Origin of the sequence: Sphingomonas sp. NY01 (assembly GCF_038809135.1) — a bacterium.
GTDB lineage: Bacteria > Pseudomonadota > Alphaproteobacteria > Sphingomonadales > Sphingomonadaceae > Sphingomonas > Sphingomonas carotinifaciens.
Genome location: NZ_CP101722.1, coordinates 1,862,996 through 1,877,951, shown reverse-complemented (window position 1 = coordinate 1,877,951; position 14,956 = coordinate 1,862,996). Strand labels below are relative to the sequence as shown.

General features: G+C 63.5%; 20 protein-coding genes and 1 tRNA gene. 13 read left to right on the top strand and 8 right to left on the bottom strand.

Features of this window, described 5'->3' with window-relative positions; genetic code table 11:
• Positions 1–2 precede the first annotated feature (2 nt).
• The 3 genes from NPJ82_RS09160 to NPJ82_RS09150 form a co-directional block, all read right to left on the bottom strand.
• Positions 3–464 (bottom strand): hypothetical protein, encoded by a 462-nt coding sequence (locus tag NPJ82_RS09160; RefSeq protein WP_342657113.1) that lies wholly within the window; start codon positions 462–464, stop codon positions 3–5.
• A 43-nt stretch (positions 465–507) separates the two neighbouring features.
• Positions 508–984: a hypothetical protein gene (locus NPJ82_RS09155; RefSeq protein ID WP_342657112.1), complete on the bottom strand. Its 477-nt coding sequence runs from the start codon at positions 982–984 to the stop codon at positions 508–510.
• Positions 985–1,234: 250 nt separating this feature from the next.
• Positions 1,235–1,447 carry a helix-turn-helix transcriptional regulator gene (locus NPJ82_RS09150; protein WP_342657111.1) on the bottom strand — a complete coding sequence of 71 codons (213 nt, stop codon included), beginning with the start codon at positions 1,445–1,447 and terminating at the stop codon, positions 1,235–1,237.
• Between the two features lie 70 nt (positions 1,448–1,517).
• Here NPJ82_RS09150 and NPJ82_RS09145 point away from each other — a divergent pair, with 70 nt between their 5' ends.
• The 11 genes from NPJ82_RS09145 to NPJ82_RS09095 all read left to right on the top strand — a co-directional run bounded on the left by NPJ82_RS09145 (position 1,518) and on the right by NPJ82_RS09095 (position 8,820).
• Positions 1,518–2,279 (top strand): LexA family transcriptional regulator, encoded by a 762-nt coding sequence (locus NPJ82_RS09145; protein ID WP_342657110.1) that lies wholly within the window; start codon positions 1,518–1,520, stop codon positions 2,277–2,279.
• Positions 2,280–2,820: 541 nt separating this feature from the next.
• Positions 2,821–3,591 (top strand): hypothetical protein, encoded by a 771-nt coding sequence (locus tag NPJ82_RS09140; RefSeq protein WP_342657109.1) that lies wholly within the window; start codon positions 2,821–2,823, stop codon positions 3,589–3,591.
• 109 nt (positions 3,592–3,700) lie between these two features.
• The gene (locus NPJ82_RS09135; RefSeq protein WP_342657108.1) at positions 3,701–4,003 is read left to right on the top strand and encodes an HIRAN domain-containing protein; all 303 of its coding nucleotides are present in this window, start codon (positions 3,701–3,703) and stop codon (positions 4,001–4,003) included.
• Positions 4,004–4,104: 101 nt separating this feature from the next.
• The gene (locus tag NPJ82_RS09130) at positions 4,105–4,272 is read left to right on the top strand and encodes a hypothetical protein (protein WP_342657107.1); all 168 of its coding nucleotides are present in this window, start codon (positions 4,105–4,107) and stop codon (positions 4,270–4,272) included.
• Positions 4,272–4,682 (top strand): hypothetical protein, encoded by a 411-nt coding sequence (locus NPJ82_RS09125; protein WP_342657106.1) that lies wholly within the window; start codon positions 4,272–4,274, stop codon positions 4,680–4,682. Before NPJ82_RS09130 ends, NPJ82_RS09125 begins: the two co-directional genes overlap by 1 nt.
• Positions 4,679–5,131 carry a hypothetical protein gene (locus NPJ82_RS09120; RefSeq protein WP_342657105.1) on the top strand — a complete coding sequence of 151 codons (453 nt, stop codon included), beginning with the start codon at positions 4,679–4,681 and terminating at the stop codon, positions 5,129–5,131. The genes NPJ82_RS09125 and NPJ82_RS09120 overlap by 4 nt, the downstream gene beginning before the upstream one ends.
• Positions 5,121–5,519, top strand: a complete 399-nt coding sequence (locus tag NPJ82_RS09115) for a hypothetical protein (protein WP_342657104.1) — start codon at positions 5,121–5,123, stop codon at positions 5,517–5,519. Before NPJ82_RS09120 ends, NPJ82_RS09115 begins: the two co-directional genes overlap by 11 nt.
• A 13-nt stretch (positions 5,520–5,532) precedes the next feature.
• On the top strand, positions 5,533–5,754 hold the full coding sequence (locus tag NPJ82_RS09110; protein ID WP_342657103.1) for a hypothetical protein: 222 nt from the start codon (positions 5,533–5,535) through the stop codon (positions 5,752–5,754).
• Complete coding sequence (locus tag NPJ82_RS09105; RefSeq protein ID WP_342657102.1) at positions 5,751–7,466, top strand: hypothetical protein; 1,716 nt, start codon at positions 5,751–5,753, stop codon at positions 7,464–7,466. Before NPJ82_RS09110 ends, NPJ82_RS09105 begins: the two co-directional genes overlap by 4 nt.
• Positions 7,463–7,915, top strand: coding sequence for an XF1762 family protein (locus NPJ82_RS09100; RefSeq protein WP_342657101.1), 453 nt, complete (start codon positions 7,463–7,465; stop codon positions 7,913–7,915). Before NPJ82_RS09105 ends, NPJ82_RS09100 begins: the two co-directional genes overlap by 4 nt.
• The gene (locus tag NPJ82_RS09095; RefSeq protein WP_342657100.1) at positions 7,912–8,820 is read left to right on the top strand and encodes a phosphoadenosine phosphosulfate reductase family protein; all 909 of its coding nucleotides are present in this window, start codon (positions 7,912–7,914) and stop codon (positions 8,818–8,820) included. The genes NPJ82_RS09100 and NPJ82_RS09095 overlap by 4 nt, the downstream gene beginning before the upstream one ends.
• A 23-nt stretch (positions 8,821–8,843) precedes the next feature.
• Here NPJ82_RS09095 and NPJ82_RS09090 read toward each other — a convergent pair whose 3' ends face one another.
• Positions 8,844–9,083 carry a hypothetical protein gene (locus tag NPJ82_RS09090; RefSeq protein WP_342657099.1) on the bottom strand — a complete coding sequence of 80 codons (240 nt, stop codon included), beginning with the start codon at positions 9,081–9,083 and terminating at the stop codon, positions 8,844–8,846.
• Positions 9,084–9,458: 375 nt separating this feature from the next.
• On the opposite strand from NPJ82_RS09090, the gene NPJ82_RS09085 reads away from it, so the two are divergent.
• The gene (locus NPJ82_RS09085; protein ID WP_342657098.1) at positions 9,459–9,671 is read left to right on the top strand and encodes an AlpA family phage regulatory protein; all 213 of its coding nucleotides are present in this window, start codon (positions 9,459–9,461) and stop codon (positions 9,669–9,671) included.
• Here the strand turns inward: NPJ82_RS09085 and NPJ82_RS09080 are convergent.
• From NPJ82_RS09080 to NPJ82_RS09065, 4 genes are all read right to left on the bottom strand, one after another.
• Entirely contained in the window at positions 9,659–10,963 is a 1,305-nt protein-coding gene (locus tag NPJ82_RS09080) for an integrase arm-type DNA-binding domain-containing protein (protein ID WP_342657097.1), read from the bottom strand. The genes NPJ82_RS09085 and NPJ82_RS09080 overlap by 13 nt on opposite strands.
• Before the next feature lie 156 nt (positions 10,964–11,119).
• A tRNA-Ile gene (locus NPJ82_RS09075) sits at positions 11,120–11,195 on the bottom strand.
• A 140-nt stretch (positions 11,196–11,335) separates the two neighbouring features.
• Positions 11,336–11,602, bottom strand: coding sequence for a hypothetical protein (locus tag NPJ82_RS09070; RefSeq protein ID WP_112383313.1), 267 nt, complete (start codon positions 11,600–11,602; stop codon positions 11,336–11,338).
• 158 nt (positions 11,603–11,760) lie between these two features.
• The gene (locus NPJ82_RS09065; protein ID WP_342657096.1) at positions 11,761–13,155 is read right to left on the bottom strand and encodes a M20/M25/M40 family metallo-hydrolase; all 1,395 of its coding nucleotides are present in this window, start codon (positions 13,153–13,155) and stop codon (positions 11,761–11,763) included.
• Between the two features lie 109 nt (positions 13,156–13,264).
• On the opposite strand from NPJ82_RS09065, the gene ettA reads away from it, so the two are divergent.
• Positions 13,265–14,944: an energy-dependent translational throttle protein EttA gene (gene ettA / locus NPJ82_RS09060; RefSeq protein WP_149682873.1), complete on the top strand. Its 1,680-nt coding sequence runs from the start codon at positions 13,265–13,267 to the stop codon at positions 14,942–14,944.
• Positions 14,945–14,956: the final 12 nt, after the last annotated feature.

The window sequence follows — 14,956 nt, the reverse complement described above, 5'->3', positions numbered from 1 at the left end:
TGTCATGCTCCGTGGTTGAGGGTGTCGCCGATGCCCGGCCGCACCAGCACGCTGGGGGCGCCGATCGCGTCGGCGATGCGCTGGGCGTTTTCGAAGGTGTGATAGTGCTGGCCGGCGCGCAGCTGCGCGCTCAGCAGGCGGCGGCTGCCATCTTCAGCCTGGGAGTAGCGGACGCGCTCTTCGCGCTGATCGACCAGCTTGTCGGTTGCGGCAGGCAGTGCTGCAGGCCCTTTCAAGTGCTGGCGCCAAAGCGGCTTGCCGTTCTTCGCCATGCTTCGGCGAATGCTGTCGACCTGGAACTGCGACACGACAGGTCCACTCGCACCGAGGTTCAACAGCGCAACGGTCGCCGCGACGGAGCGTACAGCCAGCGACTGCTGCACCATGTGCTTTGCAGCGTCAGTCAACGGGCGCGAACGTCCTGCCGCGTCGACGCTTGCCGACACGCTTCTATTGCTCTGCATTGTCGTCACTCCTGGGGCAGCGCCGGGGCTGCCCGGTTGGTCCTCAAGATGTCGGCATGTCGCCGTCGATGATGGCCCGCAGGTGAGCCTTGAAGCCCACCAGTCGGTCGGTCAGGTCGACCAGTTGAGGGAGCAGCGAGAGCGCTTCCTGCCGGTCGATCACGTTGTCCGCTGCCGCCTCGATAAGCTGGCCCACCAGCGACGCCTTCGCCGCAGCAAGCGGCAGCGCGTCTAGGGCGGTCGCCTGGCTCGCCGTGGCAGTCAGGCGGAAATTCAGGTCCGCGAAGATGCAGTTCGCCACGGCCGCGCCGTCCGACTGCGTGATGTGGCGCAATTCGTGCACCAGCATCTGGTTCTTTGGGTCCTCGTCATCGAGGCGATTGCGGACACTGCCCTCGCAGCAGTCCATCGCGTCGCCCAGGTCAGCGTTCGACCAGCCGTTGCGACGCTTGGCCTCGCCAAGCGCATCCGCAGTCACCCGCTTCGAAGAGGATTTCGTGATCAGCTTGCGGTTCGTCATGACCTTGCGGCCTCCGTCGTGCGACCTGCACAATCATGAACAGGGACACCCTCCACACCGCGCCACGTGCCGTCCGCCTCGCAGTCGCCCGCGCGCTGATCGACAATGTCACCGGCGGCAGCGGGGAGTTCGCCGCCGCCGGTGGAGGTGCGGCCGCCCAGGGGGGCGAGGGCAGCCGGGGGAGAGGGGCAGATACCGGCATAGACCGGATCGGAATGGGCGCAGCCGGTGCTGCGGCAGGCGGCGCAGGTCATGCTGCCACCTGTTGCGACGCACGGACCCATGCCTGCATCGGCACCTGTCCGCCCGTCTCCCTCTCAATCGCTGCGGCGACTTCGATGGTGGGGCGGACCGAGCCGTTGCGGAGACGATTGACCAACGAGCGATCTTTGCCGATGGCCGACGCCATCGCGGCGTCCGTGATCCGCTCTTGCTGCATGTAGTCGGCTAGGGGCGTGCTCATGCAGCTAGAATGTGAATATTCTGCACATTCGTCAAGGGGTAACTGTGCAGATTACTCTCACGACGCCTACGTGCGCCTGCCGCACAAGAGCAGCGTGGATAAGGAATGGTTCAAAACCCGAAAGCGCGAGGTCAAGGCAAGCGATGAGAAACTCGCCGCCGCCATCGGCCGTGATCGCACGACGGTAACGAAGGTCATCAACGGGGACGTCCGCTTTGACCTCACGTTCGCCGATGGTTTCGCGCGTGTCCTGCAGGTTTCAACGTCGGAAATCCTTAGGCGTGTAGGGCTCGATATTCCGGAGCAGGCGCCAGCAGACGCATCCCCCAATGCTGACACGCCTCCGGCTTTCAACCCTAGCGCCAGCCGAACGCACGTTGTGGCTGATCTACCCGCAATCCGAGATGCGTCCGCCGGTGACGGCGCCATCGCGGTCCGCCGCGTCGACCTCAGCTATGCGATGGGCGATGGCACGACGCTTGAAGATTATCCCGAGGAAGAGGCCGTCCTCTTTGATCCCGGCTTCCTGCGCCGCATCTCACGAGCACCTGCCCATTGCCTGTTCGTCGCTCAGGGGGAGGGGGACAGCATGTTCCCGACGCTGATCAATGATGACGAGGTGGTGATCGACACAACCCAGAAGGTCCTCAACATGCAGGACCGCATCTGGGCCTGTGCGTACCGCGGCGCTGGCATGATCAAGCGTCTTCGTATTGTGGGCGAGGGCCAGGTGGAAATCCGGTCCGATAACAAAACGGTAGGGGATCAGGTCGTAGATGCTGATGACTTAGTAATAGTTGGACGCGTGATTTGGGTAGGACGTCGCGTATGATGGTGATTGGTTAAGGCGCGATGCCATCGCCATATCTGTCCCTCGTTGAGTCCTGGAAGACGCTACCTGCGGGCGTCAATTGGGGCAGGCCGGAGAACGGCACGGGGTATATGTCGTTTCTCGTTCCTCTAGATCTCGGTGGCGTTACGATCGCCGCCTTCGCACTCCGTGGGGGATGCTACGTAGATGCGCCCGACCGGGCCGTCACATTCCAGCTTGAGGTCGGCAGCGCGTCGGCGCGAACTCGCATCCCACTGATGAGAATAGACTGGCGGCCGATAGCCGCAACCCACCGCAACCCTGCAAAGTGCGGTCCACCCCATGCCAGAGCGGTGATCGTAGGGTCGCATGTTCATCCATTCGATCTCAATTGGATTGAGGATATGGAACGCATGCGCAGTGGCAATCTGCCAATGGCAGCCGGCTTGTGTCCCGATCCAGTAGATTTCCGAGCGTTATGTTCATTCGCACGGACATGCCTCCGGATTGATGGTATGGACGAGATTCAAGAGCCAGAGTGGACGAACGGACTGCTTGTGTGATGACCAGCGCTTCGCAAATCCAAAGTCGGAATTTGGCTACGGCGGTTGACGAGGCATTGCGCACGCTCGTCCATAGTCACCAGTGGGGCGGAGATATTTTTGTTTCGCTTCCGGTGTTTTACCCCAGTGGAACGGCGGCGACGGTAAGGATCTCGTCCAATGGTGGGCGCGTAACCGTTACAGATGGGGGATATGCTTATCGCGAGATCGAGCAAATTGGTGCTGAGGCATACTTCCGCAAGAGTGCTCTCGCGGTTGCTGAGGAAGTGGGAGCGACGGTAAGTAAGCGGACGCTTGTCATATACACCGATTTTGGCGGCCTAGCTGGCGCTATATCGGACATGGCTTCTGGTTCTGTCCGTATTGCTCATAAGGTTTCCGCCCGCGTGGGAGCGAAAGGCGAAGCCGAAATTGCCGATTACCTTCTTAAACGGCTTTCCGAAGTTTTTGGCGTATCCCAAGTGCAGTCTCGCGCTACCCTCGTCGGACCATCAACACGCGAATGGCGGATAGATGCGCTAGTCAAGACGCAAGGAAGCACAGCTATTTTCCAAGCTGTTACGAGCCATCATGCATCGGTTTATTCTACTTCGGCGATGTTCCACGATTTGGCGCTTCTCGAAACGGCACCAGCGACTATTGCGGTCGTTCGTTCCAAGGCTGAAATGGGCTCTTATCTCGGAATTCTCGCGCAGGCAGGATCGGTGCTTGAGGAAGGCCAGTCGGATGGCGCATATCGGTCAGCTATTGAGCTAAGCGCTTTGATGTGAGTAAATGAAGGCTCTATCATTAGCGATAGTAGGTATCAATTTTCCGAATAAGCGAGGCCCAGCCCGCCGCTTTGAACTGGCATTATGCGCATCGGGCGAACCTATTGAGTTGAGGCTCGAGCCGAATAACCCAGCCGACAAAAATGCCGTTGCTGTTTATAGTTGTCGTGGCGTCCAGCTTGGCTACATCACTGCCGAGCGCGCGCCGTGGATCGGCGCCCAGATCCGCGCCGGCCGCGAATGCCTCGCCATCTTCCAGGGAATGACCGAGCGGGCTGGGTGGCTGCGCCTAGCGTTCGATGGTGCGCAGCCGACCTTGCCGATCCCGCAAACTGCGGTCGACGGTGATTACTGCGGGGCCGATCCGGATTCGGGGTTCTACCCTGATCCAGTCTACGACGAAGAAATGTGAATATACTGCACATCAAAGCTTGACGCTCATGTGAGTATAACGCACATTGTCCTCACCGCTGATCGCCGCCTGATGCGCGCGAAGCGGGTGAGGAGATCACCATGGCTTGGTCAGAAGCCATCCCGGCAGCAGGCGCAGGGATTCAACAGCTTGAGGTGCTGCAGCGTCGGGTAACCGAGGCGCAGTTTCAGCGCGTGTTTCAGTCGCTGGACCCCTTTGCCCAGGCTGACATGCTGTTCGCGATCGCGTCCGACGAGGCGCGGGCCTGATGCGCCGCACGTCGCTCCCCCGTTCCGCTTTCCAGACGCGCAAGCCGCCCCGCGCGGGTCGCCCGGTGTGGAAGTGCGCCGAGGAATTCAAGCGCTGGCTCCGCAAGCTGCCGTGTGCCTGCCAAGGTCATAACGCCTGCTGTGGCGGACCTATTCAGGCCGCGCACGTCGATCATGCAGGGAAGGGCACCCGCGACGCCAAGGCGATGAGCAGCAAGGTCGCTGACCGGTACTGCGTGCCGCTGTCGATGGGCTGCCACCAGCATCAGACGGACGTCATCGGCTGGTCGGAATTCGAGATGACGCTGCCGGGCGGGAGCGCCGAGGCACTTGCTGACGAATACTGGAAAGCGTGGCCGGGCCGTGCAGCCTGGGAGCGGGATCTGGCCGACCGCGAGTTCGCCGCATGACCGCGCCTGCGCCCATCATCGACCCCGATCTGGAGGACGCAATTCAGGTGCTTGCACCGATGGAGCGCCGTATCCGCCAGATCGAGGACATCCTCGCCGATCCGGACCACATCAAAAACTATCCGAATTTCGCGCGGATGCTGCGGGAGCGCGCGGATCTGCGCGAGTCGATCAAGATTCGCGCCGACAAGCTGAACCTAGATGCGCGCGCGCTCGCCCTGATCGTGCGTGAGGCGGAGAAGGTGCGGTCGAAGCAGCGCGGCCGGCAGCATGTGCCGCTCAGCAAGCTGCTGACGATCGTGGCGACCGCTGCTGAATATGCGCGGATCGAGCGCGCGGAACTGCACGCCGAGATGCTGGCTGCGCAGGAGCGCGCCGCGGTTTCGACGCATCGGTCCATCGGCCTCGCCAAGGCTGTCGAGTATCTGGAGGCGAGCCGTGCCGGTTGACCTCTACAGCCGCTATCGGCGCCGCGTCCTGGGCCAGCATCCCGACCTCATGCGCTGGACGCCCAGCAAGCCGCTGCCGTGGAAATACGGCTTCTGGAATGAGGGGCATCGCTTCACGCAGCAGCAGGAAGCCGGCCTGATCAAGCGCGGGCGCGATCCGGTCACCGCTGAGGCGATGACCGTGCGCCGCGAGGCCGACCCGTACGAGGAAATCCACGCGCAGGAAAACAGGTGGCTGCCGGTCTATGAATTCCTCTGCCCGATCATCGGGAAGGGGAAGGCCGGCACGATCCGCGTCCTCGCCCCCAACGGCACCGCCTGTGACGTCCACCCGAACGGCTGGCGCACCCAGCCGAAGGCCCGCCCTTACAAATTCTCTTGGATCTGAAGGAGACCGCACGATGGTTGCTATCCGCAAGACCGTACCGCTCGCCCCGCGCCACACCATGGCAGGGCAGGACTGGACCGCTCCCCGTCACGCATCGACCTGGGCGTGCTCGCACGCTGGCGAGCATCCGATCAAGGACATCGCGTGCGCATCGATCGACCTCAAAACGTGGGCCGCTTGCGCGCTCGTGGGGCTGATCTTTTGGACTGCCGTATTTGCGTGGGTGTTCGCGTGATCCCGGTGGGCACACTACCGTATCGGCAGGGCAGGGGGCGTGGTGTCCGCCTCTCGCGATCGAAGTTTGGCGAGCGCGGCGATCGCATCGGCTTCGTACGTCTCACCCGTCGAGATCCGGATAAGGACACTTTCGTCAGCGTAGAACGCGCCTACCGCATCAACGAGCTGCCCCAGCGTCCCGGTCAGGTTCGGAACCTCGCGCCGGCGCTCATCACCCGTGCCCACGATGACACAGAGTACCGCGGGCTCACCCCAGGATTTATATGCCATCGCCTTGATCCGATCGTCTGCTTGGTAGCGGGCGAGGGGACGCGGCCGGTGTCAACGCGGGTGGAAAACCTGCCCTGCAGCGACGGCGCGACCGAACACGATTCCCATTGGGACCGACGCCAAAACCCAGAGAACAACGACTTCCGCGACGATGCCCATAACCCCTCCGTGTTATTATCTGGCACGATCGATATCGTAATAAATGATGCCGCGCTAAACACTTCTAGCGATCAACATGATCGAGTGCGGCTGAGTGCTGTGCGCACCGAAGCAACCCGACAGCAAAGCGGTTCGCCCGGTCGCGATCAGGTGTGCGGCTATGCGCTCTTGTCAGTCGATCGGGCTGCCTGCCCGAAGATCCATCAGCGTGAGGCTGTATGCCAGTGCCAAGATGACCGGCAGGGGTACGAGCACGCTTGCGAGCATGATGAGCATCGTTTGCATGCCGCCCAAGTCCCTGAATTGTGTGTGGATCGCGTTAACGCATCCCGCGCGCTGCCCCGCGCCCGCAATATCGACAGGATCGCAGCATCAACCGGTGGCATGATCCAATTCAGCTTCCAGACGCTGCACGGTCAGTGCCAGCTCGGAATTGAACGCGTCTCGATCCGTCGAAAAATGCGCACGGCGATGGCAATTCGGGCAGATGCCTGCGACATATCGGATGTCGTCCGGGCCTCCGTCACTCAATCGCCGGATGTGATGAGCTTCCAAATAGGGGCGGCCGCTCGCTGTGGTGAATGGGGCTGGTTGACCGCAGCCTTCACAGGCGCCGTTTGCTCTTTGCAGCACGTAATCCCGCACATCACGGCTGCGCTCAAAGACAGTTCGGGGGGCCTGATCGATCTTCGTGCGTGGGGGTGCGCCCGCGGCCAGTGCGCGCAGCCGCAGGTCGGCAAACACCGTCTCTGGTTCTGGCTCACTGGTCAGGTCATTTGCTTCAAGATCCGATTCTCGAAGCGGGGTCAGCCGGAAGACTATCGCTTCGCGGTCGACACCCTCGATGTCGGGCTGCATTTCCGTTTCCCAGCCCGCGCACATGAATATGCCGTCAAAGCGGACAGCGCCGCCTTTCCTCTGCTGCGTGAAGACGAGCAGATCTTTGCCGTTCTGCGCATGGTCGCGGATAGCGCGATTACCAGAACGCATTTCCATCGGCCCACGCTGGCCTTGCCCCGTGTAACGCAGGCTGCCGTCGGGTTCGTGCTGGTCTCGGTATCCGACAATGCCAGCGCCGTGTCCTGTGAAGATAAAGATGCCGGGAAAGGCGGCGGGGGTAGAGATGCCTCCTTGCTGCTGACCGCCGTAGCGCGCGTGGATCTCTTGCCGACGGTGGTAGGTCTGATGGATTACGAAGGGCCAGTGCATCGACGCACCCTGCACCGCGAAGCGCAGGCGCGGAAGCCGGAACCTTACGCAGAACCCAGGTTGGCCGCATGACCCGCGCCCTAATCATCGCACCAGTCCGTTTCACAGATGCCGCCGCCTTCGTGCGGGAGCATCACCGCCACCACACGCCGCCTGTCGGCCACATCTTCAGCCTGGGGGCGATGGCAGCCGGCGATCTCGTCGGCGTGGTGATCGTCGGCCGTCCTGTATCCCGCCATCGCGATGACGGCGAGACGCTGGAAGTGACGCGGCTTTGCACGACCGGGCACCGCAACGCCTGTTCATTTCTCTATGGCGCAGCTGCACGCGCCGCCTTCGCGCTCGGGTACCGCCGGATCGGCACGTACATCCTAAAGCGTGAGCCGGGTGTGTCGCTGGCTGCCGCCGGGTGGAAGCTGATCGCAGAGACGCCCGGCCGGTCCTGGTCGGTCCCCTCGCGGCCCCGTGCTGACAAGCATCCCATCGAGCCGAAGCTTCTTTTTGAACGGTCCGCAGCATGATGCAGCCTGAAATGTTCGACGCGTCGACCGACCTCGAAAGCATGAAGCTCGGCCCCTCCCTAGCGCGTGCGATGCGGCTGTCCGCCGAGCGAATTGATCGCGTCATCAAGGAAGTGCAGCCCACGCATATCGTCGCCACCGTCTCGGGCGGCCGCGACAGTGCCGCCGAAGTCGAACTGGCGCGAGAGCTGGGCGTGAAGATCGACCTTATTCTCCATTGCCGCACCGGTACCGGCATCCGTCAGACGACGGAGCATGTAGTCGATCACTACGGCAATTTGGGGCCCGACTTCGTCATGGCAGATGCCGGCGACGCCTATGAGGAATACGTGATGCGGAAGGGCTTCTTCGGCATCGGCCGCACCGCTCACAATTTTTCCTACCGGGTGCTCAAAGCAACGCCGATGCGGAAGGCGATTTCGCGCGCGATCCGGCACGGCAAGCGCGGCGTGCGGGTGCTGCTACTCAACGGAGCCAGGGCTTCTGAAAGCGAGAACCGGCAGATTAATTTGCCAGAGACGCGTCGCGACAAGGCCTGCCCCGGTAATATCTGGGTGAATATCATCCACGATTGGACGGCGGGTGATCGCGACCAGTATCTTCGCCTGCGTGGGACGCCGATCAATCCCGTGGCGATCCAGCTTTGTCGGTCGGGCGAATGCATGTGCGGCACGATGCAATCGGCGCAGTCTCGTGGCGAGGCCGCCGCAATCTATCCGGAATGGGGTGCCTGGCTGGTAGATCTGGAGCGCCGTGCCCGCGCCAAGCATGGGTGGGGCTGGGGCGAACCGATGCCGGCCCCGGTCGACCCACGCCAGATCGACATGTTTCAGCCCATGTGCGCCGGGTGTGCCCGCGACGACATGACCGCCGCCGACCGCATCAGCCTGGGCGCCGCAGCATGAGCCGCGCGCTGATACTCGCCGCCTCAACGTTTAGGGGCAGGCACGTCTCGTTGCAGTCGGACGATCTCGCGCGTCCCGTATTCCCGGCCGCTCTCCATGACAATCGTCACGGTAGCGCCCCGATAAAGCTTGCCTACCGAGATGACCAATTCCTTGAGCGTCCCCAACAGGTTGGGTGCTTGCAAGAAGGTGCCGTCCTTTTGCGTCGCGAGGACATACAACGTGGCCTGCTCGTCCCATCGGTCATCAGAAATGGTGAACACTCCCTAACCCTTGTTAGAGGAATTCAGCATGGTGGGAAAATTTGGTCAAGAAATTCATGGGCTTCTCGGCGGACGCGTCGTCCGCTGGTTGCGGGCGTCCTCGCCGCTCAGGAAGGCCGGCCGAACCTGCGCCTTGTCGATGAAGGGGAGAGCCGCACCGATGCGTGACGCAGACACCCTGCCGCCGATCTTGCTCCATTGCCCCGACTGCGATCGGGAGATGATGGCGCAGCGGGCGGACACCGACCCGCCGATCGCTGCCGTGGCGCGCATCCAGTGCGATAGATGCGACGACGGGGACACCCATTCACCTGAATTTTATGACGCCGCCGGGTCATGGGTCGACCCGGTCGCCCACCTCCAGGAGACATGCGCATGAACGCGCTCGCCCAGATCGACCGCCGCGCCGATAGCATCTTGCGGATCAGCGATGTGCGGCGTCGCACCGGCCTATCGACCGCGACGATTTACCGTCGCGAGGCTGCCCGCACCTTTCCGCGCAAGCAGCATCTCGGGCCCAAGATGGTCGGATGGTATCAGAGCGATGTCGATGCCTGGGTTGCTGACCCGGTCGGCTATCGCTCGTGACCCTTCACCAACTCCCAAGGCGATTGCAGCCCCTCGGTGATCATGGCGGCCCACGCCTCGCCGAGGGCACGCCGCCGCGCTGAATACCGCGCGCGATTATAGGCGAACTCACTCGCGGACATGCCGCGTGGCAGGTGGGCCAGCATCAGGTCGATCAGCATCCGGTCGCCGTCGCGGCCGTGATCGATCGTCCACTCGTTCATGATCGTGGAGAATGCGGAGCGCCAGCCGTGCGGTACATGCCGGCTGCGATAGGCGCCGGATGCCATCCGCTTATAGAGCGTGCTGAACGCGCTATCGCTCATCGGCACCCGCGTCGACTTCTGGCTGGGGAACAGCAGATTGAGGCGCCCGGTCAGCACTCGCAGCGCGCGCAGTACTTCGACTGCCGCCGGCGCCAGCGGCACGTCATGGTCGAATGCCTCGTCACCCTTCTCGTCCACGCCCAGCTTCATGCGCTCCGCGGAGATGCGCCAGACAGCCGCGGGGGCAGGGGCCTGCACGTCGCCCCAGTCGATTCCCTCGAATTCCGACCAGCATGCGGTCCGCAGGACGCCCACGCGGACCGCGGTCAGCGCCAGCAACCGCGATCCCAGCTTGGTCATCGGATTGGAGGTGGAGCCGTCGACTGTTCGCTGGAGGTCCAGCAGGGCAGGGACGCTGGTCAGCGCCGGCTGCTTCGATCCGCGCGGCGTCGGGCGCAGCGCGTCGATTAGATCGGCCGTAGGGTTCGTCGTTACCAGATGCTCACCCTTGGCGAACACGTAGATAGCGGAGATGTAGCCGAGCACACGCTTGGCGGTCTCAATCGCTCCGCGCTTCTCGACTTGGCGCAGCACGCGCAGAATCAGGGGGCCGTCGATATCGGCGATCGGGAGCCGGCCCATTTCAGGAAAGACGTCACGCTTGAGCGCGTTCATGACGACGCCGCCATGCCGTGGTGACCAGCGGGCCTTTTCGCTCTCGTGCCATTTCTCAGCCGCAGCCCGGAACGTGGCGCCCGCTGCCGCGATCGCAGCGTGCCGGGCGCGCTCTGCCTCAAGCATCGGATCTTTGCCGTCGCGGAGCAGCCGCCGCGCCTGTTCGCGCCGGTCGCGCGCGTCCGCCAGTGATACGTCGGGAAAGAGCCCGAAGGTCATCAGCCGCTCTTTTCCGCCGTGTCGGTACTTCAAACGCCACGACTTTGCGCCCTTCCTGGTGACGAGCAGGTACAGGCCCTTCTCGTCTGCCAGCTTGTAGTCGCGGTCTGATTCTGGCTTGGCGTTCTTCACCTGGGCAGCGGTCAGCGGCACGATACCCCCACTATCCTTGACGATATCCCCACGCATACCCCCGGATCAGCCGCTAAGTGCAGATTACGGATGAGAACGTGTGAGAAACATCGCGCGTCTTCAGAGGCCCCCTACTAGGGGAGGGTGAGAACAAATGGAAGACATGCGATGTGGGGGTGGTGGGCCCGGCAGGACTCGAACCCGCAACCTAGCCGTTATGAGCGGCCAGCTCTAACCATTGAGCTACAGGCCCCCGCCGCGTCCGTAGCGCGGGGCAGGGCAATCCCGCAACCGGGGAAACGGTGCCCGCACATGAAAAAAGGCGCCCCGAATGTCGGAGCGCCTTTTTCCGTAACAGCAGAATCGCGTCGGGCCGATCGGCCCGATGCGGCATTACTGCATGTTGTCGGCCTTCGCCTCAGCCGCGTCACGGACGTTGTCCGCGGTCGCGTTCATGTTGTCTGCGGCGTTCTCCAGAACGGCAGCTTCCGAAGCGTTGGCGGTGTTGTCAGCCAGCGCGTCGATGTTGTCGGCCTGCATTTCCATGTTGTCGGCCAGCATGTCTGCGTTGTTCTCAACAGCAGCAGCTTCCGGCGACTTGTTGCAGGCGGCCACGGACATCAGGCCGGCGGCAGCGAGAACAAAGGCGATCTTCTTCATTCGAATGCTCCCAAGCATAAGCAATCATCGCGGCCGACCCGATTGCCGTCGCGAAGCGGCTCAAATACCGCACGCTTCCCCCCGGTCAATCCGCAAAATTCACCTCTCAGCAAGGTTCGCGACGAACCGAGGGTGCCACATCGGATCATTGCAACTGGTTAACGCGGCGATTTGACACTGCCGATTTCTTCCGGCGCGTTGGCCACCACGGCCAGCATCGCGGTCCAGGCGGCGACGTTCTGGCGCAGCGCCTGGGGATCGATCCGGTCAATGGTGTCGTCGGGCGTATGGTGGGTGTCGAAATATTGCTGGCCCGACTGGTTGAGGTCGATGCCCGCCACGCCCAGCCGCAGCGTCGGCCCAATATCGGTGCCGTCACCGGCCACACCGGGGCCGCGCACGATGCCGAGCGGGGCAAGGGCGGTCTGCAACCGATCGCCGACGGCGCGGGCGCTGTCCGGCAGGTTCACCTCGAACCGCCAGATGCGATCGGCGCCGAAATCGCTTTCCGATGCCGTGGCATGGCGATCCTGCGCATGGGCCTTGGCATATTCGGCGCCGCCGAAGCCGCCGACCTCCTCGGCCCCGAACCAGACGACGCGGATGGTGCGGCGCGGCCGGCCGGCATCCATGACCCGCTTGGCAGCGGCGGTGGTGATCGCGATGCCGCTGGCGTCGTCGATCGCCCCGGTGCCGAGGTCCCAGCTGTCGAGATGGCCGCCGACGAGGACGATGCCGGCGTTCGGATCGGTGCCGGGCACCTCGGCGATGACGTTGCCCGACTCGCGCACGCCGGTGCGCCGCGGCGTCAGGACCAGCTTCATGCGCACCGGCTTACCGCGCGCGGCGATGCGTTCCAGCTGCTCGGCATCGGGCACCGACAGGGCGGCGGCGGGGATCGGCTTCACCCCGTCGGGAAAGGTGGTGGTGCCGGTGTGCGGGAAGCGGTGATGATCGGTGCCGATCGAGCGGATGACGATTGCCACCGCACCCTTCTGCGCTGCGACCGCAGGGCCGACGAAGCGCGCCGGGCCGAAGGCCCCGTAGCTTGATCCGTCCTGCGTCGGCTGCATCGCGTTGCCGACATAGGCGATGCGCCCGGCAAGGCTGCCGGCGGGTGCGGCGAGCAGATCGTTATAGGTCGGGAAGACGACGACCTCTGCCGTGATCCCGCCCGCCGGGGTCGCGCCCGAATTGCCGAGCGCGGCCAGCGTCAGCTTCTGGGGAAAGGGGGCGAGGATCTCGGCGGTCTCGGCCCCACGTTCCCATACCGGCATCGGGTACGGCTCGATATGCACGTTCTGGAAGCCCATCGCCTTCAGCTTGGCGACCGACCAGGTCCGTGCGCGCGCCTCCGCCTCGGTGCCGGCCATGCGCTGCCCGACCTCGGTCGTCAGCCCCTCGACAATGTCCCACGCGCTGTTGTCGGCCAGCGCCGCATCGCGCAGTGCCGCCACGGCGGGATCGACCGGGGGCGGCGCAACCTGTTGCGCGAGAAGGGGAGAGGCGAGGGCGGAGGCGGCAAGGGCCGCGGCGATGAAGCGCGTCGTCATGGCAGCAAGGGTTACGTAGTCGCAGCCGGTTTGCCAACGGGGCGCCCACTCATTACATGGCGATCCGATTTCCCGATACCCATTCCCAAGCACGGAGCACGCGCGCCAGATGGCCGTCCAGTACACCTACGTCATGAAGGGTCTGACCAAGACCTTCCCGGGCGCGAACAAGCCCGTTCTCAACAACATCCACCTGCAGTTCATTCCCGGTGCCAAGATCGCGATCATCGGCCCGAACGGCGCCGGCAAGTCGACGCTGATGAAGGTGATGGCGGGGATGGACCCGGACTTCACCGGAGAGGCCTGGGCGGCGGAAGGGGTCCGCGTCGGCTATCTGGCGCAGGAGCCGCAGCTCGACCCGTCCAAGGACGTGATGGGCAACGTCAAGGACGGCGTGCGCCCGGTGGCGGACCTGATCGACCGGTTCAATGCGATTTCGGCCGAAATGGGCGATCCGCAGGACGACACCGATTTCGATGCGCTGATGGAGGAGATGGGCGAGCTTCAGGCCAAGATCGACGCGATCGATGGCTGGTCGCTCGACAGCCAGCTCGAACAGGCGATGGAGGCCTTGCGCTGCCCGCCGGGCGATGCGGAAGTGACGCGGCTGTCGGGTGGCGAGAAGCGCCGCGTGGCGCTGTGCAAGCTGCTGCTGGAGAAGCCGGACATCCTGCTGCTCGACGAGCCGACCAACCATCTGGACGCCGAAAGCGTGTCGTGGCTGGAGAATTATCTCAAGGAATATACCGGCAACGTCATTCTGGTGACGCACGACCGCTACTTCCTCGACAATGTCGTGAACTGGGTGCTCGAACTCGATCGCGGCCGTTACTACACCTACGAATCCAACTATTCGGGCTATCTGGAGAAGAAGGCCAAGCGGCTGGAGCAGGAGGAGCGCGACGAGGCCGGTCGTCAGCGCGCGATCGCCGACGAGCTGGCCTGGATGCGCCAGACCCCCAAGGCGCGCCAGACGAAGTCCAAGGCGCGTATCCGCGCGTTCGACGAGCTGATGGAGAAGCAGGAGAACCGCGTCGCCGGCAAGGCGCAGATCCTGATCCAGTTGCCCGAGCGCCTGGGCGGCAAGGTGATCGAGGCCAAGGGGCTGACCAAGTCCTATGGCGACAAGCTGTTGTTCGAAAATCTCGACTTCATGCTGCCGCCGGGCGGCATCGTCGGCGTCATCGGCCCGAACGGCGCGGGCAAGTCGACGCTGTTCAAGCTGATCACCGGCCAGGAACAGCCCGATGGCGGCACGATCGAGATCGGCTCGACGGTGAAGCTCGGCTATGTCGACCAGAGCCGCGACCATCTCGATCCCGACAAGAATGTCTGGCAGGAAATCTCCGACGAACTGGAGGTCTTCCGCTTCGGCAAGCAGGAACTGGGCACGCGCGCCTATGTCGGCGCGTTCAACTTCCGCGGCCCCGACCAGCAGAAGAAGGTCGGCCAGTTGTCGGGCGGTGAGCGCAACCGCGTGCACATGGCCAAGATGCTGAAGGAGGGCGGCAACGTCCTACTGCTCGACGAGCCGACCAACGACCTCGACGTGGAAACGCTGCGCGCGCTGGAAGAGGCGCTGGAGACCTTTGCGGGCTGCGCGGTGGTCATCAGCCACGACCGCTTCTTCCTCGATCGCCTGTGCACACACATCCTGGCGTTTGAGGGCGACAGCCATGTCGAGTGGTTCGAGGGCAACTATGAGTCGTACGAGGAAGACAAGCGCCGCCGCCTGGGCGACGCCGCCGATCGCCCGACGCGTCTGGCCTACAAGAAGCTGACGCGCTGAGGTAAGGGGAAA